The sequence below is a fragment of the Nocardioides scoriae genome, assembly GCF_900104965.1.
GTDB lineage: Bacteria > Actinomycetota > Actinomycetes > Propionibacteriales > Nocardioidaceae > Marmoricola > Marmoricola scoriae.
On the sequence record NZ_LT629757.1, the window covers coordinates 2157195 to 2183112 of the forward strand.

The window sequence follows — 25918 nt, forward strand, 5'->3', positions numbered from 1 at the left end:
CGGTGCGCGACGGGCCGGCGCTGGACCAGGTGCCCCTGGTCAGGTGCTGCGGATCAGTGGCCGTGCCCGTGGCCGTGGCCACCGGCGGCAGCCGGCTCCTCGTCCTCGGGCTTGTCCACGACCAGGGTCTCGGTCGTGAGCAGCATGCCCGCGATCGAGGTGGCGTTGACCAGCGCGGACTTGGTCACCTTGACCGGGTCGAGCACGCCCTGGGAGACCAGGTCGCCGTACTCCTGGGTCGCGGCGTTGTAGCCGTTGCCGACGCCGAGCTCGCGGACCTTGGAGATGACGACGTAGCCCTGCTCGCCGCCGTTCTCGGCGATCCAGCGCAGCGGCTCGTCGGCGGCCTTGCGGACGACGCGCACGCCGACCGCCTCGTCGCCGGTGAGCCCGAGGTCGCCCTCGAGGACGGAGACCGCGTGGATGAGGGCGGAGCCGCCACCGGCGACGATGCCCTCCTCGATCGCGGCGCGCGTCGCGGAGACGGCGTCCTCGATGCGGTGCTTCTTCTCCTTGAGCTCCACCTCGGTGGCGGCACCCACGCGGACGACGCACACGCCGCCGGCGAGCTTGGCCAGGCGCTCCTGGAGCTTCTCGCGGTCCCAGTCGGAGTCGGTCGACTCGATCTCGGCCTTGATCTGGTTGACGCGGCCGGCGACCTCGTCGGCCTTGCCGCCACCCTCGACGATCGTGGTGTTGTCCTTGGTGACCACGACGCGACGGGCGGTGCCGAGGGCCTCGAGACCGACCTGGTCGAGCTTGAGGCCGACCTCGGGGGCGATGACCTGGCCACCGGTGAGGGTGGCGATGTCCTGCATCATCGACTTGCGGCGGTCGCCGAAGGCCGGGCTCTTCACCGCGACGGCGTTGAAGGTGCCGCGGATCTTGTTGACGACCAGGGTCGAGAGGGCCTCGCCCTCGACGTCCTCGGCCAGGATGAACAGCGGCTTGCCGGCGGCGATGACCTTCTCCAGCAGGGGCAGCAGCTCGGCGATGGCCGAGATCTTGCCCTGGTGCAGCAGGATGAACGGGTCGTCGAGGACGGCCTCCATCGACTCCTGGTCGGTCACGAAGTAGGGCGACAGGTAGCCCTTGTCGAACTGCATGCCCTCGGTGAACTCGAGGTCGGTGCCCATGGTGTTGGACTCCTCGACGGTGATGACGCCGTCCTTGCCGACCTTGTCGAAGGCCTGCGCGAGCAGGTCGCCGATGTGCTCGTCGCGGCTGGACACGGTGGCCACGGCCGCCATGTCGCTGCGGTCGTCGACGTCGCGGGCGGCCTCGTCGAGGGCCTTGCCCACGGCCTCGGTCGCCTTGTCCATGCCCCGCTTGATGCTCATCGGGTTGATGCCCGCGGCCACGGCGCGCAGGCCCTCGTGGACCATCGCCTGGGCCAGCACGGTGGCGGTGGTGGTGCCGTCACCGGCGACGTCGTTGGTCTTGGTGGCGACCTCCTTCGTCAGCTGGGCCCCGAGGTTCTCGAAGGGGTCGTCCAGCTCGATCTCACGCGCGACGGTGACACCGTCGTTGGTGATGGTGGGGGCGCCCCACTTCTTGTCCAGCACGACGTAGCGGCCGCGCGGGCCCAGCGTCACCTTGACGGCGTTGGCCAGGGCGTCCACGCCCCGCTCGAGGGAGCGGCGGGCGTGCTCGTCGAACTCCAGGATCTTCGGCATCTCGGTGGATGCTCCTTTCGGTTGGTCTCAGAACGGCGATAGTCCGAGACGTTCGACACCTGGTCGCACGGTGGCGGGGTGCCGATCGTCTCGGACTATCCGATGAGGTGGATCAGGAGACGACGGCGAGGACGTCGCGGGCGGAGAGGATGAGGTACTCCTCGCCGGCGTACTTGACCTCGGTGCCGCCGTACTTGCTGTAGATGACCTTGTCGCCGACCTGGACGTCCAGGGGGACGCGGTTGCCGTTGTCGTCGACGCGACCCGGACCGATGCTCAGGACCTCGCCCTCCTGGGGCTTCTCCTTGGCAGTGTCAGGGATGACCAGGCCGGAAGCCGTGGTCTGCTCGGCCTCCAGGGCCTTGACGACGATCCGGTCCTCGAGGGGCTTGATGTTGACCGACACGGTGTCGACCTCCACTTTCCACGCAGTTGTCTGGGGGTGTCTGAGAAGTTCGCCGCCTGTGCTGAGTGCGCCGTCGCGGGGGTCGCACGCCTCACAAGCGCTGGCACACTCACGGGGAGAGTGCCAATCCAGAAACTAGCACTCACCGCAGCCGAGTGCCAGGCCGGGGGGCGTCCGTCCATGCGTCAGGATGGGGCGGTGGACCTCGACGCCTTCCGCTGGCTGCTCACCGCCGACGGGCGACGGCTCCTGGAGCGCGCCGCCGAGGTCGACCCGGGGTCGCGGTCGGGCTCGCTGGCGGGCCACGCGGCCCTGCGGCGCACCGCCTCGGCCGCGCACGTCGCCGCCGCGCTGACCCAGGTCGAGCTGCGGCGCCGGGCCGTGGCCAAGTTCGGCGACGACGCCGCCCGGATGTTCTTCACCCCCGAGGGCCTCGAGCAGGCCACCCGCGCGCCGGTGGCCGCCCACCGCGCGGCCCGCGCCCGCGCCGCCTCGGCCGCCTCGGTGGTCGACCTGGGCTGCGGCATCGGGGGCGACCTGGTCGCCTTCGCCCGCGCCGGTGCCACCGCGGCCGGCGTCGACCTCGACGAGCTGCGGGTCGAGGTCGCCCGGGCCAACCTGGACGCGCTGGGTCTCGGCGGCGCCGTCGCGGTCGCCGACGGCACCGAGGTCGACACCACCCCCTTCGACCTGGCGTACGCCGACCCGGCCCGCCGCTCGGCCCGCGGACGGGTCTTCGACGTCGACGGCTGGACGCCCCCGTGGCCGTTCGTGCTGCGCCTGCTGGAGCGCGACGCCTGCGTCAAGCTGGCGCCCGGGCTGCCCCACGACCTGGTGCCCGACCACGTCGAGGCCGAGTGGGTCAGCGACCACCGCGAGGTCAAGGAGGCCGTCCTGTGGTCGGGGCGGCTGGCCACCACCCGGCGCCGGGCCACGGTCATCGGTGACGGCGGCCTGGCCACGCTCACCGACGAGGACCTCCCCCGCGAGCCGGTGGGCGCCCTGGCCGAGGGCGACCCGCTGCCGGCGTACGTCCTGGAGCCGGACGGCGCCGTCATCCGCGCGGGCCTGGTCACCGCCGTCGCCGACGCGGTCGGCGGACGGCTGCTCGACGAGCACATCGCCTACGTCGGCACCGACCGGGCGCCGCGGACGCCCTTCGCCCGCGGCTACCGCGTCGTCGAGGAGCTGCCCTTCCGCGAGAAGCCGCTCCGCGCGGCGCTGCGGGCCCGCGGCGTGGGGCGGCTGACCATCAAGAAGCGGGGCGTCTCGGTGGTGCCCGAGGAGCTGCGCAAGCGGCTCGCGCTGGCCGGCGACGCCGAGGCGACCCTGGTGATGACCCGCGTCGACGGCAAGGGCCGGGCGCTGCTGGTGGAGCCGCTGGCGTGAGCGAGTTCCCGCACGAGCAGCACGCGCGCGACGACCACGTCGCCCCCGCGACCACCCCCACGAACCGCTGGCTGGCCCTGCTGGTGTGCTGCAGCGCGCTCTTCATGACCCTGCTCGACGTCTCGATCACCAACGTCGCGCTGCCCTCGATCAGCGACGCCACCGGCGCCGGTCCGGCGGAGCTGCAGTGGATCGTCAGCGGCTACACGCTCGCCTTCGGTCTCGTGCCCGTGCTGGCGGGGCGGCTCGGCGACGACCACGGCCGCAAGCTGATGTTCCAGGTCGGGGTGGTCGGGTTCGCGGTCACCAGCGCCGTCGCCGGGCTCGCCCCCACGCCCGAGCTGCTGATCGCGGCGCGGGTGCTGCAGGGCGTCGCCGGCGGGCTGATCAACCCGCAGGTCTCGGGGCTGATCCAGCAGATGTTCCGCGGCGAGGAGCGCGGCCGCGCGTTCGGGGCGCTGGGCACGACCGTCGGTGTCGGCGTCGCGCTCGGGCCCATGGTCGGCGGCCTGCTGATCGCGGTCGGTGGCCCCGAGCTGGGCTGGCGGCTGGTGTTCTTCGTCAACGTGCCGATAGCCGTCGTCGTGCTCGTGCTGGCCCGACGGCTGCTCCCCGAGACCCCCTCGACCGGCCGCCACCGGCTCGACGTGCTGGGCTCGCTGCTGCTGGGCGCCGCGACCTTTTGCGTGCTGTTCACCGCCGTCGAGCTCGAGCGGGTCGGCCCCGTCGTGCTGGCGCTCCTGGTCCCGGCCGTGCTGCTGCTGGTCGGGTTCTGGCGCCGCGAGCGGCGGCTGACCCGCGCCCGGCTCGACCCGCTGGTCGACCTGCGGCTGTTCCGGCAGCCCTCCTACACCTCGGGCGTGGTGCTGGCGCTGCTCTACTTCCCCGCCCAGGCGGGCATCCCGCTCGTGCTCACGCTCTACTTCCAGCGCGGGCTGGGCTACAGCGCGCTGCACACCGCGCTCGCGGTCACCGCGTTCGCGGTCGGCAGCGCGGTCGCCGCCCAGACCGCCGGCCGGTTCGTCACCCGGGTCGGTCGCCCGCTCACCGTCGTCGGCACCGCGGTCTTCGGGGTCGGCGGCGTCTCGCTGGCGGTCGCGGCCCACCTCACCCCGCCCGGGGCCGCGGCGTACGCCCTCGCGGTGCCGCTGTTCCTCATGGGCGTCGGCAACGGCGCGGTGATCACGCCCAACCAGGCACTCACCCTGGCCGAGGTCGACCCCGTCGTCGGGAGCACCGCCGGCGGCGTGCTGCAGACCGCCCAGCGCGTCGGGCTCGCGGTGGGGCAGGCGGTCATCGGCGCGGCGTTCTTCGCCGCGGTCGCCGGCCCCGGCCCCGCGTCGTACGCCGCGGCGCTGGCCGTCGCGGTCGGGGTCTCGCTGTGCTTCGTGCTGGCGGCCACCTCGGTCGGGGTGCTCGAGGTGGTGCGGGAGCGGCGGACGGCCTCACGGGCCGGCTGAGCCGCGCGCGTCGACGTCGGCCACGACCGCCTCGGCGCGAGCCGCCCAACCGGGCCCACCGTTGCGCGCCGCGAGGTCCCGCGCCGCGACGCCGCACCGGCGGGCCTCCTCGAGCCGGCCCAGGAGCAGCAGCAACCGGGCACGGGTGAGGTCGACGGGACCGGCGACCGGGCCCTGCCCGAAGGAGGCCAGCAGGCCGGCGTACGGCGCGAGCCGGCCGACGACGGCCTCGGCCAGGTCACGGCGACCCAGGCCGACGGCCACGTCACCCAGCACCACGAGGTGGGACGCCGTGGACCAGGTGGGCGGCGAGTCGTCCGCCAGCCGCTCGCGCACCAGCGCCGCCGCACGGTCGTGCCGCCCCCGGGCCAGGGCGATGGCGGCGTTCCAGGTCAGCGGCTCGACCCCCTCGTGGTCGGGCCGGTCGGCCAGGCGCCCCAGGTCGTGCAGCAGCGCGAGCAGGGTGAGGTCGCCGAACCCGCCGCTCTCGTAGAGCTCGGTCGCCCGGTGCGCGGTCACGGCCGCGCCGTGCAGCACCAGCGCGCGCTCCGCCCCGTGGTGCCAGTGCGCCAGGCCCACCTCCATCCAGCGCAGCTGCGCCCGGACGGTGGGCAGCCGCAGCAGGTCGCTGGCGGCAGCGGCGCGGTGCAGGTGGACCTCGACGCCCGGCACGTCGCCCAGGAGCAGTCGCGACATGGTCATCGCGCTGTGGGCGACGGCCTCGTCCGCTGCTCCCGTGACGGGGCGCGGCAGCGCCAGCAGACGGGCGAGGTGGGCCTCGCACTCCCGGGCGTGGGCCGCCTCGCCGACGTAGGTGAGCACCCGGCCGAGCAGCGCGTCCGCGAGCACCTCCGGATCGCCCAGCCGCTCCGCCAGCTCCAGCGCGCGACGGCCGAGGCGGTCCGGGACGGTCGGGTCGGGGTCGTAGCAGCTGCCCACCGCAGCGGCGGCCAGCACCTGCACCCGGGCTGCCGGGTCGGCGTCGAGCAGCGGCTCCAGGCCCCGCAGCCGGCTCAGCACCGGGCCGGGGTCGCGTCCCTGCGTGACCCACGGCCACGTGCCCGCGCAGCGCAGCAGGGTGGCGGCGAGCCGACCGACGGCGCTCCAGCGCGCCTCCCGGGCGGCCGTCAGCAGCTCGTCGTCGACGACGTCGAGGACGGTCTGGCCGCGGCCGGCCCGCACCAGCGCCTCGACCCGGGCCACGATCAGGTCGTCGCGCTCCTGGGGGTCGCGCTCCTCGGCCGGCAGCCGCGCCCAGGCGCCGGACGCCTCCTGCCACCACTGCACGGCCGTCTCGGCCGAGCCCCCCTCCTCGGCCTGGAGGGCCGCGGCGCGGCACGCCTCCAGCAGCTCCCGCGGCTCGGCCAGGGGGCCGGCGTCGAGCAGGTGCTGGGCGCGGGCCGCGACCCGGTCGCGGCCGGCGGTGGTCAGCGCCTCGGCCGCGCGGGCGTGCCAGCGGTGGCGCCGCACCGCGGTGAGCCCGGCCAGCACCTCCTGCCGCACCAGGGCGTGGGAGAAGACGTAGCCACCTCCGCCCTCGGCCGGGACGACGATGCGCGCGGCCGCCGCCTCGTCGAGCAGGTCCAGCACCTCGTCGTACGACGCCCCGCCGACGCGCGCGACCAGGTCCACGTCGATCCGGTCGCCGACGACCGCCGCCACCTGCAGCACCGCCCGCGCCTGCTCGCCGAGCTGGCCGATCCTCCGCCCGAGCACGCCGCGGACCGCCAGCGGCACCTCGCCCTGTGCCTGGGCGGCCTCGGGCAGCCGGGCGTACTCGGTGACGAACAGCGCGTTGCCGCCGGTCTCCTCGGTGAGCCGCACGGACTGGTCCTCGGTCAGGGCTCGCCCACCGACGCGGGCGGCGAGCGCCGCGACCTCCTCGACCTGCAGCGGTGGCACCGCCAGCTGCCGCGATCCCCCCGCCCGGAGCAGCGCGTCGGCCGGGCCGGCGGAGCCGGTCACGGCCTCGTCGTCGCGAGCCGTGACGACGAGCAGCACCGGCGCCGAGGTGGCCGCGGCGAGGTAGGCCAGAGCCGTGGCGGACGTGGGGTCGACCCACTGCAGGTCGTCGACGAGCACCCCCAGCGGCGCGTCGGCCGCCGCCGTCTCCAGGCAGGCACGGAGGCGCTCGTAGAGCGCGAAGCGCACCGTGTCGGCATCGGCCCCGACCGGCGTCCGCAGGACCTCGTCGGGGTCCTGGCCGACGTCGCGCACGAGCTGGCGCATCGGCCACCAGGCCGGGACGCCCTGCTCCTGGGGGCTGCGCGACCGGGCGACGCGTCCGCCCCGCCGGGCGACCTCGCTCAGCACCGCCTCGGCGAGGCGGGTCTTGCCGATGCCCGCCGGCCCGGTCAGCACCAGCGTCCGCGGCAGTCGCTGGGACACCGCCTCCTCCAGCAGCGACCGGCCGACGTCGAGCTCCCGCCCGCGGCCCACGAGGCCGTCATCCGTCGCGTCCTCGTCGGAGGGTGCCCCCACCGCCGCCGGCACCGCCGCCGGCCCGGCCACCGGCCCGGCCACCGGCCCGGCCACCGGGCCTGCCACCGGGCCCGGCCACACCTGGGTCCACGCCTCCTGGCGCAGCAGCGCGACGTGCAGCTCGCGCAGCCCGGGGGTGGGGCCGACCCCGAGCTCCTCGTCGAGCCGAGCGACGTGCGCGGCGTGCACCTCCAGCGCCTGCACGCCCCGGCCCGCACCGGTGAGCGCGAGCATCGCCAGCCGCACCAGGTCGTCGCGCAGCGGGTCCTCGTCCAGCAGCGCGACGGCCGCCCGGGCGGCCTCGTCGCGGCGACCGCACCCGGCGAGGCCGGTCACCAGGGCGATGCGGAGGTCCGTGCGGCGCGAGGCCCACGCGGCCCTCTCGGCGACCAGCCACCCCGGGTCCCCGAGGTCGGACAGCAGCTCGCCGCGCCACCGGCCCAGCGCCGCACCGGCCCGGTCCACGGTCGCCCTCCAGTCCTCCTGCGAGACAGCTGCACGCACCAGCTCGGCCTCGTGGGCGACCAGGTCGAGGTCCACCTCGGCGCCGTCGGTGTCGAGCAGGTAGCCGGGGTCGCGGCGCACCAGCCGCACTCCCGGGTCGCCGCCCACCAGGCGCCGCAGGTGGGAGACGTAGACCTGCAGGCTCCCGAGGGCGCTCGTCGGCAGCCGGTCCCCCCACGCGGCGTCCAGGAGCTGGTCCACCCCGACGACGTGGGCGCGGTCGAGCAGCAGCCGACCCAGCACCGCCCGCTGCTTGGGCGGGCCCAGGTCGAGGCCGGCCCCGTCGCGGCGCACGTCCAGGGGCCCCAGCAGGCGCAGCTGCAGCGGAGCGTTCATGACGCCGACATGGTGCCACCGCGAGACCCCCCACGGGTGGCAGGACCGCACGGTGGAGGGCACCAAGGACGGCACCAAGCCGGCACCAGGCGACCGCCAAGGGCCCGCGCCGAGGGTGGGCCCACCGATCCACCCCCCACACCAGGAGCCCCCGATGTCGCAGTCCACCACCCACCGGCCCGAGCACGACGAGCTGCAGCCGGTGCTCGCCCACCTCGCCCGCACCACCCGCACCCACCACCTGCCCGGCACGCCGGAGTACGACGCCGCCGTCTCCCCGTGGAACGTCGCCGTGGTGCAGCGGCCCGTCGCCGTCGTGGCCGCGGAGTCGCCGCGCGACGTGGTCGCGGCCGTCCGGCTCGCCCGCCGGCACCGCCTGGCGGTCGCCGTCCAGGCCACCGGCCACGGCGCCACCTCCGGCCTGCAGGGCACGCTGCTGGTCAGCACCCGCGCGCTGCAGGACCTCCACGTCGACCCGGCCACCCGCGTGGTCCGCGTCGGTGCCGGCGTGCGCTGGGACCGGGTCCTCGACGCCTGCGCCCCCCACGGGCTGGCGCCCCTGGCCGGCTCGGCGCCGCACGTCGGCGTCGTCGGCTACACCACCGGCGGCGGCGTCGGCCCGCTCGCCCGCACCCACGGCCTCGCCTCGGACCGGGTCCGGGCCTTCGACGTGGTGACCGGCGACGGCGAGCTGCGCCGCGCCACGGCCACCGAGAACCCCGAGCTGTTCTGGGCGCTGCGCGGCGGCAAGGGCCTGGCCGGCATCGTCACGGCGGTCGAGCTCGAGGTGCTGCCGATCGCCGAGCTCTACGCCGGCGCGGTCTACTTCGACGGCGACGACGCACCCGACGTGCTGCGCCGGTGGGCGACGTGGGCCGAGCGGCTGCCCCGCGAGGCGACCACCTCGGTGGCGCTGCTGCGGCTGCCCCCGCTGCCCTCCGTGCCCCCGCCCCTCGCCGGTCGGCTGACGATCGCCGTGCGCTTCGCCTGGACCGGCTCCGCGGCGCGCGGGGCCGAGGTGCTCGCGCCGGTGCGGGCGGTGGCCGAGCCGCTGGTCGACACCGTCACGACCATGCCGTACGCCGCCCTGGGCGCCATCCACGCCGACCCGGTCGACCCGATGCCGGTCCACGAGGAGCACGCCCTCCTGGGCGCGCTCCCGCGCCCGGCCGTCGAGGAGCTGCTCCGGCTCGCCGGGCCCGGGGCGGCCTGCCAGCAGGTCGTGGTCGAGCTGCGGCAGCTGGGTGGTGCGCTCCGCCTGCCCGGCCCGGTGCCGAGCGCGTACGACGCCCGCGGGGCGGCGTACTCCCTGATGGCCATCGGCCTGGGCGCTCCCCCGGTGGTCGAGCAGGTGCGACGCGACGCCGAGGAGCTGGTCGCCGCGCTGGGCCCCTGGACGGTGGCCGGGCGGCTGCCGAACTTCGCGCCGCGCACCGGGACGGCCTGGCTGCGGGCGACGTACTCCGCCCCCACGCTGCGGCGGCTGGCGCGCGTCAGCCGGACCTACGACCCGGGGTCGGTGATCCTGGGCTCCGCCGACCTGCGGGCCACCCAGCCGCACCGGGCCGGCGCCTCGACGCTGCTGCGCTCGCTGCAGGCCCTGACCTCAGCGCGGCGCTGAGCGCACGCCGCCGCGCCCCGCGCCGTCGCGACGGCCGGGGCGCGGCGTCCGTGCGAGCAGCGCGACCACGCCCAGGCCCAGGACCGTCCCGACCAGGTCGGCCAGGGCGTCGAACGGGTCGCCGTGACGCCCGATGGGGAGCACGTGCTGCAGCACCTCGGTGCCCACGGCGTACGCCGCCAGCCCGGCCGCCAGCGTCCGCCACCGGACCCCCGCCAGCGCCCCGGACAGGGTGAGCACCAGGAAGGTGAGCGCGTGCATCACCTTGTCGTCGACGCCGGGGTCGGCGAGGTCGTCGGCCGGGGTGAGGAACGAGACGAGCGAGGCCACCAGCAGGACGGCGAAGACCGCCCGCGCGAGCAGCCGCAGCCGGGTCACCCGAGGTTGGCGCGCTCGGCACCGATCGTGGTGTCGGGCCCGTGGCCGGTGTGCACGACGGTCTCGTCGGGCAGGTCGAGGAGCTTGGTGCGGATCGAGTGCTCGATCAGGTCGGCGTCGCTGAACGAGCGTCCGGTCGCGCCCGGACCGCCCTGGAAGAGGGTGTCACCGGTGAACACGCAGCCGAGGTCGTGGACGTAGAGGCAGACCGCGCCCGGCGCGTGGCCCGGGGTGTGGATCACCTTGAGCGCGGCGCCGGCGACCTTGACGGTCTGGCCGTCCTCGAGGTCGACGTCCCACAGCGAGTCGGGGTGGGTCAGCTCCCACACCTCGCGGTCGGCCGGGTGCATCAGGATCGGCGCGCCGACCCGCTCGCGCAGCTCGGGGGCGACGCGCACGTGGTCGTCGTGGGCGTGGGTGGCGATGATCGCCTTGACCGTGCGGCCCCCGACGACCGCGAGGATGTCGTCGACGTCGTGGGGGGCGTCGATGACCACGCACTCGTCGTCGTTGCCGATGACCCAGATGTTGTTGTCGACGTCGAAGGTCTCGCCGTCGAGGCTGAAGGTGCCGCTGGACACGGCGTGGTCGATGCGCACGGAGCTCATGGCGCGACCCTATCGAGGAGCGTCAGCCCCCACAGCCGCGCCGCTGCGTGCCGGGCACCGCCAGCGGCAGCTCGCCCGGGGCGCCCCGACGACCGACCAGCGCGTCGGCGAGGTTCTCCAGCACGGCCGGGGCGTCGCCGTACGTCGCCAGCTCGACGCGCGAGCGCACCCGGCCCAGCACGCCGGGACGGTCGAGGGCCACCGTCACGTCCGCCGGCCCGGGTCGGGCGCCGCCGTACCCGACGAGCGAGACGACCGGGGCGTCGGGGACCACGGTGATGGTGGTGAAGACCGGCTTGCGCTTGTAGACCGGCACCTTCTTCCTCACCTTCACCTCCTTCACCACGACGACGACCTCGCCGTCCTTCTTCTTGCGGACCTTCTTCTCGACCGTGACGGTCTTCTTGCGGTAGCGCACCACCACCCGCTCGAAGCCGGAGCGCACCCGCTTGAGGTAGGGGCGGGCGATGGTGACGCCGCGGGCCTCGAGCAGCTGCTCCACCTCGGCGACGTCGCCCTCGGGGCCGACCACGCGCACCTCCTGGCCCAGCAGCCGGCCGCGGCACGGGCCGGCGACGGAGGTCAGGGAGGCCTGGGCCAGGGCCAGGGAGGCCAGCCGGCCGCTGCCGACGGGGGCGGTGGTGCCGCGCCGCACGCCGCGCAGGGCGTCGATCATCCGGGCGGCCGCCTCGTCGAGCCGGGCCTCGGGCAGCGCGCCGGTGCGGACCGCGGTGACGATGCGGGCGCGGGCCCGGGCGGGGTCGGGCGGCATCAGCACCACGTCGGCCCCGGCCCGCAGCGCCCGGACGGCGGCCCGTGCCCCGGGGGCGACCTGCTGGGCCCCCCGCATGTCGAGGGCGTCGGTCACGACCAGGCCCTCGAACCCGAGCTGGTCGCGCAGCAGGCCGGTGGTCACCTTGCGCGACAGGCTCGCGGGCACGCCGCGGTCGACGGCGGCGACGTCGATGTGGCCGGTCAGCACGGCGGGGGCGCCCTGGGCGATGGCGGCCACGAACGGCAGCAGGTCGCGGCGCTCCAGCTCGGCCAGCGAGGCTCGCTGCCGCGGCAGCGAGCGGTGGCTGTCCGAGCCGAGCGAGCCGTGGCCCGGGAAGTGCTTGACGACGGGCAGCACGCCCGCGGACTCGATGCCCTGGGTGGCCGCGACCACCTGGGCGGCCACCAGCCGGGCGTTGCCGCCGGCCGAGCGGGTGCCGATGGCGACGTCGCGCGCTCCGGCCGTGACGTCGGCGACCGGCGCGAAGAGCACGTCGAAGCCCAGGCCGCGCATCTCGGCGGCGCTGGCGCGGGCCGCCTGCTCGGTGAGGCCGGTGTCGCCCGCGGCGCCCGCGGCCATGAAGGCCGGGAACCCGGTGCTGGGCGAGCCGATGCGCTGCACCGTGCCCCCCTCCTGGTCCACGCCGACGAACGCCGGCCACCCCCGCGCGGCCACGACCGCGCGGACGCTGCGGTTGACCTGGCGGATCTGGCGCGGGGAGCTGACGTTGCGCCCGAAGGCGATGACGCCGCCGAGGTGGAGCCGCTTCACGAGCGGGGCCGGGGACCCGGTGCCGTCCCAGTCGGTGACGATCACCTGCCCGGCCTTGTCGCGCAGCGACATCCCGGCCACGGCGCGCTCGCCGAAGGTCGGCTCGGGGCCGGCCACCGTGGGCGAGGCGGACGGGGACGGCGCGGGTGCCGCGGTGTCGTCCCCGCCGCAGGCACTGGCGCACAGCGACAGGGCCACGGCTCCCACGAGGAGCCGCAGCCGGGTGGGGCGAGGGGTCAGAGCAGGACGACGGATCGGAGCACGTCCCCGTGGTGCATCTTCTCGAAGGCCGCCTCCACGTCGCCGAGCGCGATCTCCTCGGTGACGAACGCGTCGAGGTCGAGCCGGCCCTGGCGGTAGAGGTCGACGAGCACCGGGAAGTCGCGGCTGGGCAGGCAGTCGCCGTACCAGCTGGACTTCAGCGACCCGCCGCGCCCGAAGACGTCGATGAGCGGGATCTCCGGGATCGTCATGTCGGGCGTCGGGACGCCCACGAGCACGACCGTGCCGGCCAGGTCGCGGGCGTAGAAGGCCTGCTTCCAGGTCTCGGGACGACCGACCGCGTCGATGACGACGTCGGCGCCGTTGCCGTCGGTGAGGGCCTGGATCGCCTCGACGGCGTCCTGCTCGCTGCTGTTCACCGTGTGGGTGGCGCCCAGCCTGGTGGCGCCTGCGAGCTTCTTGTCGTCGAGGTCGACGGCGATGATCTTCGCCGCGCCGGCCAGCGCCGCACCGGCGACCGCCGCCGCCCCCACGCCGCCGCAGCCGATGACGGCCACCGACATCCCGCGGCCGACGTTGCCGGTGTTGATGGCAGCGCCGATGCCGGCCATCACGCCGCAGCCGAGCAGGCCGACGGCGGCCGGACGGGCCTCGGGGTCGACCTTGGTGCACTGGCCCGCGGCGACCAGGGTCTTCTCGGCGAAGGCCCCGATGCCCAGGGCCGGCGACAGCTCGGTGCCGGCGTCCTCCCCCTCGGCCAGCGTCATCTTCTGGGTGGCGTTGTGCGTGGCGAAGCAGTACTGCGGCTCACCGCGCCTGCAGGCGCGGCACTCGCCGCAGACGGCACGCCAGTTGAGCACCACGAAGTCGCCGGGAGCGACCTGGGTGACGCCCTCGCCGACGGCCTCGATGACGCCCGCGGCCTCGTGGCCGAGCAGGAACGGGAACTCGTCGTTGATGCCGCCCTCGCGGTAGTGCAGGTCGGTGTGGCACACCCCGCAGGCCTGGACCCGGACGAGCGCCTCGCCCGGCCCCGGGTCGGGCACGTTGATGGTCACGATCTCGACCGGAGCTCCCTTGCTCCGGGCGATGACGGCCTTGACCTGCTGCATGCGTGCTCCTTGCTGGGTGGGGGGACGAGCCCCGACAGGCTAACCGGCCCTCAGCCGGCGAGCACCTCGGTGACGGGCAGCGACGAGTCGGCCGGCAGGTCGAGCGAGGAGGGCGTGCGACCGCGGGCCACCATCTCGGAGCCCAGGGCGGCCACCATGGCGCCGTTGTCGGTGCACAGGCCCGGGCGCGGGACGCGCACCCGGATGCCGTGGACCGCGGCGCGCTCCTCGGCGAGCACCCGCAGCCGCGAGTTGGCCGCCACGCCCCCGCCGATGAGGAGGTCCTCGATGCCGGCCGAGCGGGCGGCGTCGACGGCCTTGCGGGTGAGCACGTCGCAGACCGCTTCCTGGAACGACGCGGCGACGTCGGCCACCGGCACCGGCTCGCCGGACTCCTCGCGGGCCTGCACCCAGCGCGCGACGGCGGTCTTGAGCCCGGAGAAGGAGAAGTCGAAGCGGTGGCGCTCGAGGTCGCGGCGCGAGGAGAGCCCGCGCGGGAAGTCGATGGCCACCGAGGACCCGGAGGCCGCCGCCCGGTCGACGTGGGGGCCGCCGGGGAACGGCAGGCCGAGCAGCCGCGCCACCTTGTCGAAGGCCTCGCCGGCGGCGTCGTCGATGGTCGCGCCCAGCGGGGTGACGGAGGCGGTGACGTCGTCGACGCGCAGCAGCGAGGAGTGGCCCCCGGAGACCAGCATCGCCAGGCAGGGGTCGGGCAGCGCGCCGTGCTCGAGCTGGTCGACCGCGACGTGGGCGGCGAGGTGGTTGACGCCGTAGAGCGGCTTGTCGAGGCCCAGCGCCAGCGCCTTGGCGGCCGCCACGCCGACGAGCAGCGCGCCCGCCAGCCCGGGGCCCGAGGTCACGGCGATCGCGTCGACGTCGTCGAGGGCGATGCCGGCGGTCTCGCAGGCCCGCTGCAGCGTCGGGACCATGGCCTCCAGGTGGGCCCGCGAGGCGACCTCGGGCACGACGCCGCCGAAGCGGGCGTGCTCCTCGACCGAGGAGGCGACGGCGTCGGCCAGCAGCCGGTGGCCCGAGACGACGCCGATGCCGGTCTCGTCGCAGGAGGTCTCGATGCCGAGGACGAGGGGGCCCCCGTCGGAGCGGGGGCCGGGGGCGGTCGAGGCGTTCACCGTGCCATTGTCGCCTCACGGACCGACGCGCACGAGGAGAGGACACCCATGGACCTGAGGGACGACGCCCGGAGCCTGGCCGACGACCTGGTGCAGCTGCGACGGCGGCTGCACGCCCGACCCGAGGTGGGACTGGTGCTCCCCCGCACCCAGGAGGCGGTGCTGGAGGAGCTCGACGGCCTCGGCCTGGAGCTCTCGACCGGCACCGGCACCACCTCGGTGACCGCCGTGCTGCGCGGCGGCGCCCGCGACGACGCCGACCCCCGCACGGTGCTGCTGCGCGCCGACATGGACGCGCTGCCCGTGCGGGAGGAGACCGGGCTCGACTTCGCCGCCACCGACGGGGCCATGCACGCGTGCGGGCACGACCTGCACACCACCGCGCTGCTCGGCGCCACCCGGCTGCTCGCACAGCACCGCGACCACCTGCGCGGCGACGTGGTGCTGATGTTCCAGCCCGGCGAGGAGGGCTGGGACGGCGCCGGCGTGATGATCGACGAGGGCGTCCTGGACGCCGCGGGACGGCGCGCGGACGCGGCGTACGGCCTGCACGTGTTCTCGGCCAGCTTCCCGGCCCACCAGTTCAGCAGCCGCCCGGGCCCGCTGATGGCGGCCTCGCACGGGCTCTACGTCACGGTCCGCGGCCAGGGCGGCCACGGCTCGATGCCGCACCGCGGGCGCGACCCGATCGCGGCGATGGCCGAGATGATCACCGCGCTGCAGACGATGGTGACCCGGCGCTTCGACGTGTTCGACCCGGTCGTGCTCACGGTCGGGATGGTGGAGGGCGGCACCCGACGCAACGTCATCCCCGACAGCGCCCGCTTCGAGGCCACCGTGCGCCGCTTCTCCGAGGCCAACGAGGACCTGCTGCGCGCGCTGGTGCCCGAGGTGCTCGAGGGCGTCGCCCGTGCCCACGGGGTGGAGGTGGAGGTCGACTTCCAGGGCGAGTACCCCCTGACCGTCAACGACCCGGCCGGGGTGGAGTTCGCCTCCGGCGTGGTCCGCGAGGTGCTCGGCGAGGACCGCTGGGCCGACCTGGCCGACCCCATCCCCGGGTCGGAGGACTTCTCGCGGGTGCTGCAGGCCGTGCCCGGGGCGTTCGTCTTCCTCGGCGCCACGCTGCCCGGCCGCGACCCGGCCACCGCCCCCAACAACCACAGCCCGCGGGCGGACTTCGACGAGGCGGTGCTGCCGGACGCCGCGACGGTGTACGCCGAGCTGGCCGTGCGCCGCCTGGCCGAGCTCAGCCCCGCGGGCTGAGCCGGCGCTCCATCACCACCGCGGTCGACCCGTCGGCGTAGTAGCGACGCCGGCGGGCGATCTCGGCGAACCCCTCGGCCGCGTAGAAGCGCGCGGCCCCGGCGTTGTCCTCGCGCACCTCGAGCAGCAGCCGCTCGGCCTCGGACCCGAGCAGGTCCTCGGTCGCGGCTCCCAGGAGCCGGGTCGCCAGGCCCTGGCGGCGCTGCTCGGGTGCCACTGCGATCCGCTGCAGCTCGGCGACGTCGCCGGCCGCCGAGACGACCGCGTGACCGACCACCCGGCCCCCGACCTCGACCACGAGGTAGGACACGGTGGGCAGCTCGCCCGCCAGGCCCGGGGCGACCAGGGCCGCGCCCCAGGCGTCGGCCCCCAGGCACCGTTGCTCGAGGTCGACGACGGCCTCGAGGTCGGCGGCGGTGGCGGGTCGGACGTGCGCGGGCGGCGGGGGCACCGCCCCATCCTGCCCGTCCCCGGGACGAATCGGACCTCCCACCCATCCGACCCCCCGCCCCGCACCGAACCACCGGCATGTCTCCCCACTCGACGACCCGTGGTGGCCGCGCCGCCGGAGCCGCTGCCTTCGGCGCCGGCGTGCTGGCCGCCCTCACGGGCGCTGCCGCCGGTCACCTGGTCGCCGCGCTGACCAACCCCGCCTCCTCACCGGTCCTGGCGGTCGGCACGGCCGTCATCAACCTGACGCCGACGCCGGTCAAGACCTGGGCCGTGCGCACGCTCGGCAGCGCCGACAAGCCCGTGCTCATCGGCACGGTCCTGGTCGTCACGCTGCTGCTGGCCGGGGTCGCGGGCGTGCTCGCCCGCCGGACCTTCGGCGCGGGCGTGGCCCTGCTGATGCTGCTGGTCGCCGCGGCCGGTGCCGCGGCGGTGCTGCAGCCCGCGGCCGGCCCGCTCGACGTGCTGCCGGCCCTGACGACCGCGGTCGTCGGCCTGGCGGTGCTGGCGCAGCTGACCCGCGCCGGGACGCAGGCCCACGCGACCGCGCAGGCAGGGCCCGGCGCGGACCCGGCCACCGACGCGCCCGCCCCGAGCCGCCGCGGCTTCCTGCTGGGCGCCGGGGCCGCCGCCGCGGTGGCCGTCGTGCTCGGGGGCGCCGGCCAGCTGATCGTCCGGGCCCGTGAGCGGGTCACCGACATCGCGCTGCCCCGCCCGCGCCGGGCGCTGCCCGCGCTGGCCGAGGGCCTCGACCAGCGCTACGACGCGATCACGCCCTTCGTCACCCCCAACGGCGACTTCTACCGCGTCGACACCAACCTCACCGTCCCGACCGTGGACGTCGAGGGCTGGACGCTGACCATCGACGGCGACGTGGGCAAGAAGGTCGAGCTGACCTTCGAGGACCTCACCCGCATGGACGTGGTCGAGAAGGACATCACCATGACCTGCGTCAGCAACGAGGTCGGCGGCGAGCTCGTCGGGTCGGCCCGCTGGCTCGGCGTGCCCCTGGCCGACGTGCTGGCCCTGGCCGGCATCGAGAGCACCGAGGCCGACCAGATCCTCTCCACGGCCGACGACGGGTTCACGATCAGCACCCCGCTGGAGGTGGCGCTGGACGGGCGGGACTCGCTGGTCGTCTTCGGCATGAACGGCCAGCCGCTCCCCCGCGAGCACGGCTTCCCGGTGCGCCTGATCACGCCCGGCCTCTACGGCTACGTCGGCGGCACCAAGTGGCTCACCCGCCTCACCCTGACGACGTACGCCGCGCAGGAGGCCTACTGGACCAAGCGCAAGTGGGCCACCGACGCGCCGATCAAGCTCTCGAGCCGCATCGACACCCCGGCCGCGCTCACCAACCTCGACGCCGGCCAGACCGTCATCGGCGGTGTCGCCTGGGCCCAGCCCGACGGCGTGGAGCAGGTCGAGGTCCGCATCGACGAGGGCGAGTGGACCACGGCGAAGCTCGGGCCGGACGCCGGCGTCGACTACTGGCGCCAGTGGTTCCTGCCCTGGGACGCCCAGCCCGGCACCCACACCATCGCCGTGCGCGCCACCAACACCCGTGGCGAGGTCCAGACCGAGAAGCGCGCCACGCCCTTCCCAGCGGGCTCGAGCGGCATCCAGTCCGTCGTCGTCACCGTTTCCTGACGAAATCTCCAAGTTTTTTCCCATCGGACCCATCCGGGTCCCGCACCACACCGAACCACCAGTGCAACACCGACAGCAGCACCCAACGAAAGGCAGACCATGAACACCAAGCTCCGCCGCACCGGCCTCGCCGCCATGGCCCTCACCGTGTCGTTCGGGATGGCCGCTTGCGGTTCCTCCGACGACTCGGGCTCCGCCTCGAGCGACTCGTCGTCCTCCGCCTCCTCCTCGCCGAGCGAGTCGCCCAGCGCCAGCGAGTCCGCTGCCGCCGCCTCGGGCGAGTTCGGCTCCGCCTGCTCGGCCGTCCCGGCCAGCGGCCCCGGCTCCTTCCAGGGCATGTCGACCGCCCCGGTCGCCACCGCCGCCAGCAACAACCCGGTCCTCAAGACCCTGGTCGCCGCCGTGACCGCCGCGGACCTGGGCGACACCCTGAACTCCGCGCAGGACATCACCGTCTTCGCCCCGGCCAACGACGCGTTCGCGGCCATCCCGAAGAAGGACCTCAACGCGCTGCTCAAGGACAAGGCCGCGCTGACCAAGGTGCTGCAGTACCACGTGGTCGCGGGCAAGCTCAGCCCCGAGGACCTGGCGGGCACCCACAAGACCCTCGAGGGCCAGGACGTCACCGTCAAGGGCTCCGGCGAGGAGTTCACCGTCGGCAGCGCCGACGCCAACGTCATCTGCGGCAACGTGCAGACGGCCAACGCCACGGTCTACATCATCGACGGCGTCCTCTCGCCGCCGGCCAACTGACCCGACGCGCCACCCCAGCTCGACGGATCTGCGAAAGTTCTCCCTGTGAAGCAGAGCGGCAACGCGACCTCCGGCTCCCCCTTCGGCGGGCCGGAGGTCTCCGTCGACCCGGTCCAGGAGGGCGAGGTCGTCCACCTGGTCCCGGCCGGCGACCAGCTCGCGGAGCTGCTGCGACGCAGCGCCCGCGGTGACGAGGTCGCCTTCGCCGAGCTCTACGACGCCACGTCGGTGCGGGCCTTCGGGCTCGCCCGCCGCGTGGTGCGGGACCCGGCACAGGCCGAGGAGGTCACGCAGGAGGCCTACCTCGAGGTCTGGCGCACCGCCAGCCGCTTCGACGCCACCAAGGGCAGCGCGCTGTCCTGGATCTTCACCCTGATCCACCGCAAGGCCGTCGACCGGGTCCGCTCGGCCGAGGCCAGCACCCGTCGCGAGACGACGTACCACCACGAGAACCAGACGACCGAGCACGACTCCACCGCCGAAGCCGTGCACGCGTCCATGGAAGCCCGCCGCGTCCGCGCGGCCCTGGGCGACCTGACCGAGGTCCAGCGAGAAGCGCTGGAGCTCGCCTACTTCAAGGGCTACACCCACACGGAGGTGGCGACGATGCTCGACCTCCCGCTGGGCACGGCCAAGACACGCATCCGCGACGGACTGATCCGTCTGCGAGACACATGGGGGGTGGGACAGTGACGTCATCGATCCACGCGCTGTCCGGTGCCTACGTCGTCGACGCGCTCGACGACGAGGAACGGTCCGTCTTCGAGGAGCACCTGACCGGCTGCCGCGACTGCCAGGTCGAGGTGGCCGAGCTCCGCGAGGCCGCCGCCGTCCTGCCCGAGTCCACCCTCGAGACGCCGCCCGCCTCGCTGCGCGCCTCCGTGCTGGCCGGCGTCGCCACCGTGCGACCGCTGCCGCCCGAGGTCGACGCCGCCGAGCGGGTCGTCCCGGTCCGCGACGAGGCCCCGACCGCCGACGTCGTGCCGCTGGCACCGCGTCGCCGCGGCCGCCGCCTGGCCAACCTGGCCGCCGCCGCCGTCGTCCTCGGCGTGGTCGGCGTCGGCGCCGTGACGCAGCCGTGGGAGCCCGAGCGCAGCGCCCCGTCGGCCACCCTCTCGGTCGCCGACCGCGTGCTGTCGGCCGACGACGCCGAAGAGGTCACCCAGCGCTTCCCCGACGGGTCGAGCGCCACCGTGACCCGCTCGAGGGCCGAAGGCAAGGCCGTGCTGACCACCAAGCGGATGGCTGCGCCGCCCAGCGGCCGCGTCTTCGAGATGTGGCTGCGCGACGCCGAGGGCCGGATGCGTCCCGCCGGCCTGATGACCTCGGGCGGCGACCAGACCTTCGTGCTCCGCGGTGACGGCGCCACCGCCACCGGCGTCGGCATCACCGTCGAGCCCGAGGGCGGCTCCTCGGCCCCCACGTCCGACCCGATCGCGATGATGGACCTCGGGCAGGGCACTGCATGACCCGCCCCGCACCCGACCGCGTGGCCGTCATCGGCAGCGGGGTCGCCGGGCTGCTGGCCGCCCACGTGCTCGCGCGCGGCGGCGTCCGGGTGACGCTGCTCGAGGCCGACGCCCGGCTCGGCGGCCACGCCGACACCCACGAGGTCGAGACCGGTGACCCCGCCGTCGGACGGATCGCGGTCGACACCGGCTTCATCGTGCACAACCACCGCACCTACCCCCACCTGCTGCGCCTGTTCGACGAGCTCGGCGTCTCCACCCAGGAGTCGGAGATGTCGATGTCGGTGCGCGCCGACGCGCCCATCGACCGCCTCGGCGGCCTGGAGTACGCCGGAGCGCTGGGGGCCGGCGGACTGTTCCCGTCGGCGACCAACCTGCGCCGGCCGGCGTACCTGCGGATGCTGGTCGAGATCCCGCGCTTCCACCGCATGGCCCACCGGCTGCTCGAGGAGACCGACGGCGGCACGAGCGTGGCCGACGACGGCGAGACGCTCGGCGACTTCCTGGACCGCGGCGGCTTCAGCCCGCTGTTCCGGACCCACTTCATGGAGTCGCTCGTCGCCTGCGTGTGGTCGTGCGACCCCGAGGTGGCCCGCGAGTACCCCGCCCGCTACCTGTTCAGCTTCCTGCGCCACCACGGCATGCTCGGCGTCTTCGGCTCGCCGACGTGGCGCACCGTCACCGGCGGCTCGCGCGAGTACGTCGGTCGCGTGGCCGCCGGCCTCGACGACGTCCGCACCTCCACCAAGGTCACCTCCGTCCTCGAGACCGCCGACGGCGTGCAGGTCACCGACGGCAACGGCGAGGTCGAGCGGTTCGACGCCGTCGTCGTGGCCACCCACCCGGGCCAGGCCCTGGGGATGCTCGCCGAGCCGACCGCGCTGCAGGCCGAGGTGCTCTCCGCGATGCCCTACTCCCCCAACACCGCGCAGCTGCACACCGACACCAGCGTGCTGCCCCGGCTGCCCCGCGCCCGCGCGTCGTGGAACTACCTGCGCCGCGCCTCGGCACCCGGACGCACGGTGACCGTCACCTACGACATGACGCGGCTGATGCGCCTGCCGGTCCCGGCCGACGGCACCCGCTACCTCGTCACGCTGGGCGGCGAGGACCTCGTCGACCAGTCGCGGGTGATCGCGACGATGCAGTACGAGCACCCGATCTACACCCCGGCCTCGGTCGCGGCGCAGCGGCTGCTGCCCGAGATCGACACCGAGCGGGTCGTCTTCGCCGGCGCCTACCACGGCTGGGGCTTCCACGAGGACGGCGCGCGCTCCGGCGTCGACGCCGCCGCCCGGCTGGGCGTCGAGTGGGGACCGGCCCGGGTCCGCGTGCCGGCCCTGGAGGTCTCCCGCGAGCCCACGGCGTACGCCACCACGATCCGGCACACCCGTCGCCGGCCGTTCCGGCGCAGCTTCTCCCACCGGTCGACCACCTGGCTGGTCGACCTCGACCACCTGCCCGACCACGGGGTGCTGCGCGGCGTGAAGGGCAGCTTCGAGGCGCGCGACCACCTCGGCGACCCCGACGGCACCCTCAAGGGCAACGTCGAGCACTTCCTGCGCCTCAACGGCGTCGAGACCGACGGCGGCCGCATCGTCATGGCCGCCAACGCCCGCGCGCTCGGCCACTGCTTCAACCCCATCAGCGTCTTCTGGTGCCACCGCCGCGACGGCGACCTGGCCGGGGTCGTGGTCGAGGTGCACAACACCTACGGCGACCGCCACGCCTACCTCGTCCACCCCGACGAGCAGGGCCGCGCCCGCACCGAGAAGCAGATGTACGTCTCGCCGTTCCACGGCACCGACGGCTGGTACGACGTGGCCGTCCCGACGCCCGGCCAGCGGCTCCGCGTCGCGGTCACCCTGCACACCGACGACGGCGCCACCTTCAGCGCCTCCCTCGACGGCGAGCGCTCCGGCGTCTCCGCGCTGCGTGCGGCCCCCGCCGCCCTGCGCCACACCCTGCTCATCCACGTCCACGGCGTCTGGCTGTGGGCACGACGGCTCGGGATCCGACCGCGACCCGAGCACCCGCGACAGGAAGGGGTCACCTCATGACCACCACCCCTGCCCGCTCCGCCACCCGGTGGCCGGGGCTGGACACCGTCCCCTCGGGGGTGCGCACCGAGGTCTCGGCCCGCATCGCCCGCAAGATCTTCCACGCGGCCGTGCGCCGGCTCCCGGTGACCGTGCGCGACGGCGCCGAGGTCGTGGGCCTCGGCGGGCCCGAGATGGTCGTGCACCGCCCCGACGAGTTCTACCGCCGGGTCGGCTCCGACGGCCTCATCGGCTTCGGCGAGGCCTACCTGACCGGGGCCTGGGACGCCGAGGACCTCGGCGGCTTCCTCACCGTGCTGGCGGCCGAGATGCCGCGGCTGGTGCCGGGCTGGATGCAGAAGCTGCGCGCGGTCTACGTCAAGCGCCCGCCCTCGATGCACCGCAACACCACCGACAACACCCGCGACAACATCGCGCACCACTACGACCTGTCGAACGACCTGTTCCGGGTCTTCCTCGACGAGACGCTGAGCTACTCCTCCGCGCTGTTCGACACCTCGCTGACCCGCGTGGTCGCCGACGGTCGTCGCCACCTGGTCGCCACGCCGCCCGAGGGCGGCGCGGAGGACGGCGGCGAGCCCCTCGCGCAGGCCCAGGCCCGCAAGGTCGAGCGGCTGCTCGACCAGGCCGGCGTCACCGAGGGCACCCGCGTGCTGGAGATCGGCACCGGCTGGGGCGAGCTGGCCATCCGGGCCGCCCGCCGCGGCGCGACGGTCCACTCCGTGACGCTCTCGCGCGAGCAGCTCGAGCTGGCCGAGCAGCGGGTCGCGGCGGCCGGGTACGCCGACCAGGTCGACATCGCGCTGTGCGACTACCGCCTCGTCGAGGGCGAGTTCGACGCGGTCGTCTCGGTCGAGATGATCGAGGCGGTCGGCCACGAGTACTGGTCGACGTACTTCCAGACCATCGACCGGCTGCTCGCCCCCGGCGGCCGGGTCGGGATCCAGGCGATCACGATGCCGCACGACCGGATGCTGGCCACCCGCCACACCTACACGTGGATCAACAAGTACATCTTCCCCGGCGGCTTCCTGCCCTCGGTGCGCGCGCTCGAGGAGGTCACCGCGGCCGACACCTCGCTGCGGATCAGCGACCGGCTCTCCTTCGGCACCCACTACGCCGACACCCTGGAGCGCTGGGACCTCGCCTTCCGCGAGGCCCACGAGCAGGTGGCCGCGCTCGGCTTCGACGCGACCTTCGAGCGGATGTGGCACTTCTACCTCGAGTACTCCCGGGCGGGCTTCGCCTCGGGCTACCTCGACGTCCAGCAGCTCACCTTCGAGAGGACCCGCGCATGACCGCGACCCAGGACCGCGCCCCGAGCACCACGCAGGGCGGCGGCGTGGCCGAGCGGCTCGCCGAGGCGCTGCGGCCCTTCGTGGGCGGCGACCTGCCGGTGCGGCTGCGTGCGTGGGACGGCTCGGAGACCGGGCCGCTCGACGCGCCGCTGGTCGAGCTGCGCACCCCCGACGCCATCCGGCGGCTGCTGTGGCACCCGGGCGAGCTCGGGGCCGCGCAGGCCTACGTGACCGGCGAGATCGAGGTCCACCACGACCTCGACGCCGCGCTCACCCACGTCTGGTCGGTGGCCGCCGAGCGCGGCCTGTCCGGCGTGCGCCCCTCGCCGAAGGCGTTCGTCCAGGCGCTGCGCACCGCCGTCGACGTCGGCGCCCTGGGCCGGCCCCCGGCCCCGCCCGCCTCGCAGGCGCGCCTGCGCGGGCGCCTGCACAGCAAGCTGCGCGACAGCCGCGCCATCAGCCACCACTACGACCTGTCCAACGAGTTCTACTCGCTCATCCTCGAGCCCCAGATGGCCTACTCGTGCGGCTACCACCGCAGCGACGACCCGTCGTACACGGTGGAGGACGCGCAGCGCGACAAGCTCGACCTGGTCTGCACCAAGCTCGGCCTCGAGCCCGGCATGCGCTTCCTCGACATCGGCTGCGGCTGGGGCTCGCTGTCGCTGCACGCCGCCGAGCACTTCGGCGCCCAGGTCGTCGGCGTGACGATCGCCGCCGAGCAGAAGAAGTTCATCGACGAGCGGATCCGCGAGCGCGGGCTCGAGGACCGGGTGGAGATCCGGCTCCAGGACTACCGCGAGATCCCCGAGGCCCACGGCCGGGGCGCAGGGCCGTTCGACGCCGTCGGCTCGCTCGAGATGGGCGAGCACGTCGGGGAGCGCAACTACGCGACGTACGCCCGGGTGCTGCACGACGCCGTCAAGCCGGGCGGCCGCGTGCTGATCCAGCAGATGTCGCGCGCCGGTGGCCGCAATGGCCACCCGGGCGGCGGCCCGTTCATCGAGTCGTTCATCGCCCCCGACATGACCATGCGGCCCGTGGGCGAGACCGTCGCCTACCTCGAGCGCGGGGGGCTCGAGGTGCGCGACGTCCACGGGATGCGCGAGCACTACGTCAAGACGGTGGCGGGCTGGCTGGAGAACTTCGAGGCCCACCAGGCCGAGCTGACCGCGCTCACCGACGAGGAGGTCGTGCGGGTCTGGCGGCTCTACCTCGTCGGGGGCGCGATGGCCTTCCGCGACGGCCGCATGGGCGTCGACCAGATCCTCATGGTGCGACCCGGCGCCGCCCACACCCTGCCCGCGGTGCGAGACTTCTGAGGTGCTGACCGTCCTCCTGGCCTCGCTCGTCGCGGTCGCGCTGCTCATGGTGGCGACCGCCCTGCTGGCCCGGAGGATGGGCCGGGTCGTCATCGTCGACGCCACCTGGGGCTTCGGCTTCGTGCTGGTCGCGCTGGTGTGCGCCCTGGTCGGCGACGCTGGCGTGCGCTGGCTGCTGCTGGTCATGGTCGGCCTGTGGGGCCTGCGGCTGGGGCGCCACACGCTGCAGCGGCTGCTGGCCACCGACGAGGAGGACCCGCGCTACGCCGAGCTCCTCGACGGCAAGCCCTACTCGTTCGCCGTGACGCGGGTGTTCCTCACCCAGGGCCTGGCGATGTGGTTCGTGTCCCTGCCGGTCCAGGTCGCCGCGGTCACCGAGACCCGCTGGACCTGGCTGGTGGTGGTCGGCGTCGTGGTGTGGGCCGTCGGCCTGGTCTTCGAGACCGTCGGCGACGCGCAGCTCTCGGCGTACCGCGCCCGGCCTCGCGAGAGCCGCCCGCAGGTGATGGACCAGGGCCTGTGGCGCTACACCCGCCACCCCAACTACTTCGGCGACGCCTGCGTCTGGTGGGGCGTCTGGACCGTCGGCCTCGGCGGTGGCCTGGTCGGGCTGGCCACGGTCCTCTCCCCCGTGGTGATGACCTACTTCCTCGTCTTCGCGACCGGCGCCAGGCTGCTGGAGAAGACCATGATGAAGCGCGCGGGCTACCCGGAGTACGCCGCCCGCACCTCGATGTTCGTCCCCCTGCCGCCCCGCAAGGTGGCCGTCTCCTAGTCTCCTGGG

At 74.8% G+C, this 25918-nt stretch carries 21 protein-coding genes; 12 read left to right on the plus strand and 9 right to left on the minus strand.

The genetic code is table 11. From position 1 onward, the window contains the following. Nucleotides 1-53 precede the first annotated feature (53 nt). Together groL and groES are read right to left on the minus strand one after the other, a co-directional pair. Nucleotides 54-1676, minus strand: coding sequence for a chaperonin GroEL (gene groL / locus BLU55_RS10320; RefSeq protein WP_091729225.1), 1623 nt, complete (start codon nt 1674-1676; stop codon nt 54-56). Between the two features lie 112 nt (nt 1677-1788). Continuing rightward, nucleotides 1789-2082, minus strand: coding sequence for a co-chaperone GroES (groES, locus tag BLU55_RS10325; protein WP_056539586.1), 294 nt, complete (start codon nt 2080-2082; stop codon nt 1789-1791). Between the two features lie 198 nt (nt 2083-2280). Between groES and BLU55_RS10330 the strand changes: the two genes are divergently transcribed. Further along, nucleotides 2281-3471: a class I SAM-dependent methyltransferase gene (locus BLU55_RS10330; RefSeq protein ID WP_091729227.1), complete on the plus strand. Its 1191-nt coding sequence runs from the start codon at nt 2281-2283 to the stop codon at nt 3469-3471. Further along, nucleotides 3468-4931 carry an MFS transporter gene (locus BLU55_RS10335; protein WP_197680954.1) on the plus strand — a complete coding sequence of 488 codons (1464 nt, stop codon included), beginning with the start codon at nt 3468-3470 and terminating at the stop codon, nt 4929-4931. Before BLU55_RS10330 ends, BLU55_RS10335 begins: the two co-directional genes overlap by 4 nt. Here the strand turns inward: BLU55_RS10335 and BLU55_RS10340 are convergent. After that, the gene (locus tag BLU55_RS10340; RefSeq protein WP_091729229.1) at nt 4917-8252 is read right to left on the minus strand and encodes a BTAD domain-containing putative transcriptional regulator; all 3336 of its coding nucleotides are present in this window, start codon (nt 8250-8252) and stop codon (nt 4917-4919) included. The two genes, BLU55_RS10335 and BLU55_RS10340, sit on opposite strands and share 15 nt — an antisense overlap. Nucleotides 8253-8406: 154 nt before the next feature. Here BLU55_RS10340 and BLU55_RS10345 point away from each other — a divergent pair, with 154 nt between their 5' ends. Then, complete coding sequence (locus tag BLU55_RS10345) at nt 8407-9873, plus strand: FAD-binding oxidoreductase (protein WP_157682822.1); 1467 nt, start codon at nt 8407-8409, stop codon at nt 9871-9873. Here the strand turns inward: BLU55_RS10345 and BLU55_RS10350 are convergent. Genes BLU55_RS10350 through tsaD form a run of 5 tightly spaced genes read right to left on the minus strand, consistent with a single transcriptional unit; the run spans nt 9859 to nt 14869 of the window. Next, a complete protein-coding gene (locus BLU55_RS10350; RefSeq protein ID WP_091729233.1) occupies nt 9859-10251 on the minus strand; it encodes a VanZ family protein in 393 nt (130 codons plus the stop codon). The two genes, BLU55_RS10345 and BLU55_RS10350, sit on opposite strands and share 15 nt — an antisense overlap. After that, a complete protein-coding gene (locus BLU55_RS10355; protein WP_091729236.1) occupies nt 10248-10859 on the minus strand; it encodes an MBL fold metallo-hydrolase in 612 nt (203 codons plus the stop codon). The genes BLU55_RS10350 and BLU55_RS10355 overlap by 4 nt, the downstream gene beginning before the upstream one ends. Nucleotides 10860-10881: 22 nt before the next feature. Further along, a complete protein-coding gene (locus BLU55_RS10360) occupies nt 10882-12612 on the minus strand; it encodes a glycoside hydrolase family 3 protein (RefSeq protein ID WP_157682823.1) in 1731 nt (576 codons plus the stop codon). 29 nt (nt 12613-12641) lie between these two features. Next, a complete protein-coding gene (locus BLU55_RS10365) occupies nt 12642-13739 on the minus strand; it encodes an S-(hydroxymethyl)mycothiol dehydrogenase (RefSeq protein WP_091729241.1) in 1098 nt (365 codons plus the stop codon). A 50-nt stretch (nt 13740-13789) separates the two neighbouring features. Continuing rightward, nucleotides 13790-14869, minus strand: coding sequence for a tRNA (adenosine(37)-N6)-threonylcarbamoyltransferase complex transferase subunit TsaD (gene tsaD / locus BLU55_RS10370; protein WP_091729244.1), 1080 nt, complete (start codon nt 14867-14869; stop codon nt 13790-13792). Between the two features lie 48 nt (nt 14870-14917). On the opposite strand from tsaD, the gene BLU55_RS10375 reads away from it, so the two are divergent. Further along, entirely contained in the window at nt 14918-16132 is a 1215-nt protein-coding gene (locus BLU55_RS10375; RefSeq protein ID WP_091729248.1) for a M20 metallopeptidase family protein, read from the plus strand. On the opposite strand, the gene rimI is transcribed toward BLU55_RS10375, so the two are convergent. Next, nucleotides 16116-16583 carry a ribosomal protein S18-alanine N-acetyltransferase gene (rimI, locus tag BLU55_RS10380; RefSeq protein WP_091729251.1) on the minus strand — a complete coding sequence of 156 codons (468 nt, stop codon included), beginning with the start codon at nt 16581-16583 and terminating at the stop codon, nt 16116-16118. The genes BLU55_RS10375 and rimI overlap by 17 nt on opposite strands. A 77-nt stretch (nt 16584-16660) precedes the next feature. On the opposite strand from rimI, the gene BLU55_RS10385 reads away from it, so the two are divergent. The 8 genes from BLU55_RS10385 to BLU55_RS10420 all read left to right on the plus strand — a co-directional run bounded on the left by BLU55_RS10385 (nt 16661) and on the right by BLU55_RS10420 (nt 25909). Then, nucleotides 16661-18232 carry a molybdopterin-dependent oxidoreductase gene (locus BLU55_RS10385; RefSeq protein WP_091729254.1) on the plus strand — a complete coding sequence of 524 codons (1572 nt, stop codon included), beginning with the start codon at nt 16661-16663 and terminating at the stop codon, nt 18230-18232. A 99-nt stretch (nt 18233-18331) separates the two neighbouring features. Beyond that, complete coding sequence (locus BLU55_RS10390) at nt 18332-18985, plus strand: fasciclin domain-containing protein (RefSeq protein ID WP_091729257.1); 654 nt, start codon at nt 18332-18334, stop codon at nt 18983-18985. Between the two features lie 45 nt (nt 18986-19030). After that, nucleotides 19031-19678, plus strand: a complete 648-nt coding sequence (gene sigK, locus BLU55_RS10395) for an ECF RNA polymerase sigma factor SigK (RefSeq protein ID WP_331713484.1) — start codon at nt 19031-19033, stop codon at nt 19676-19678. Beyond that, nucleotides 19675-20454 (plus strand): anti-sigma factor, encoded by a 780-nt coding sequence (locus BLU55_RS10400; protein ID WP_091729260.1) that lies wholly within the window; start codon nt 19675-19677, stop codon nt 20452-20454. Before sigK ends, BLU55_RS10400 begins: the two co-directional genes overlap by 4 nt. Continuing rightward, the gene (locus BLU55_RS10405; RefSeq protein WP_172833898.1) at nt 20451-22514 is read left to right on the plus strand and encodes an FAD-dependent oxidoreductase; all 2064 of its coding nucleotides are present in this window, start codon (nt 20451-20453) and stop codon (nt 22512-22514) included. The genes BLU55_RS10400 and BLU55_RS10405 overlap by 4 nt, the downstream gene beginning before the upstream one ends. Beyond that, entirely contained in the window at nt 22511-23812 is a 1302-nt protein-coding gene (locus tag BLU55_RS10410) for an SAM-dependent methyltransferase (RefSeq protein ID WP_091729263.1), read from the plus strand. The genes BLU55_RS10405 and BLU55_RS10410 overlap by 4 nt, the downstream gene beginning before the upstream one ends. Next, complete coding sequence (locus BLU55_RS10415) at nt 23809-25134, plus strand: SAM-dependent methyltransferase (protein WP_091729266.1); 1326 nt, start codon at nt 23809-23811, stop codon at nt 25132-25134. Before BLU55_RS10410 ends, BLU55_RS10415 begins: the two co-directional genes overlap by 4 nt. A 1-nt stretch (nt 25135) precedes the next feature. Beyond that, nucleotides 25136-25909 (plus strand): DUF1295 domain-containing protein, encoded by a 774-nt coding sequence (locus BLU55_RS10420; protein WP_231916821.1) that lies wholly within the window; start codon nt 25136-25138, stop codon nt 25907-25909. Nucleotides 25910-25918 lie beyond the last annotated feature (9 nt).

Coding starts and splice junctions, on each gene's coding strand:
- groL (WP_091729225.1), bottom strand. CDS start 1,676: ATGCCGAAGATCCTGGAGTTCGACGAGCACGCCCGCCGCTCCCTCGAG.
- BLU55_RS10340 (WP_091729229.1), bottom strand. CDS start 8,252: ATGAACGCTCCGCTGCAGCTGCGCCTGCTGGGGCCCCTGGACGTGCGC.
- BLU55_RS10345 (WP_157682822.1), top strand. CDS start 8,407: ATGTCGCAGTCCACCACCCACCGGCCCGAGCACGACGAGCTGCAGCCG.
- BLU55_RS10355 (WP_091729236.1), bottom strand. CDS start 10,859: ATGAGCTCCGTGCGCATCGACCACGCCGTGTCCAGCGGCACCTTCAGC.
- BLU55_RS10365 (WP_091729241.1), bottom strand. CDS start 13,739: ATGCAGCAGGTCAAGGCCGTCATCGCCCGGAGCAAGGGAGCTCCGGTC.
- BLU55_RS10375 (WP_091729248.1), top strand. CDS start 14,918: ATGGACCTGAGGGACGACGCCCGGAGCCTGGCCGACGACCTGGTGCAG.
- BLU55_RS10385 (WP_091729254.1), top strand. CDS start 16,661: ATGTCTCCCCACTCGACGACCCGTGGTGGCCGCGCCGCCGGAGCCGCT.
- BLU55_RS10390 (WP_091729257.1), top strand. CDS start 18,332: ATGAACACCAAGCTCCGCCGCACCGGCCTCGCCGCCATGGCCCTCACC.
- BLU55_RS10405 (WP_172833898.1), top strand. CDS start 20,451: ATGACCCGCCCCGCACCCGACCGCGTGGCCGTCATCGGCAGCGGGGTC.
- BLU55_RS10410 (WP_091729263.1), top strand. CDS start 22,511: ATGACCACCACCCCTGCCCGCTCCGCCACCCGGTGGCCGGGGCTGGAC.
- BLU55_RS10415 (WP_091729266.1), top strand. CDS start 23,809: ATGACCGCGACCCAGGACCGCGCCCCGAGCACCACGCAGGGCGGCGGC.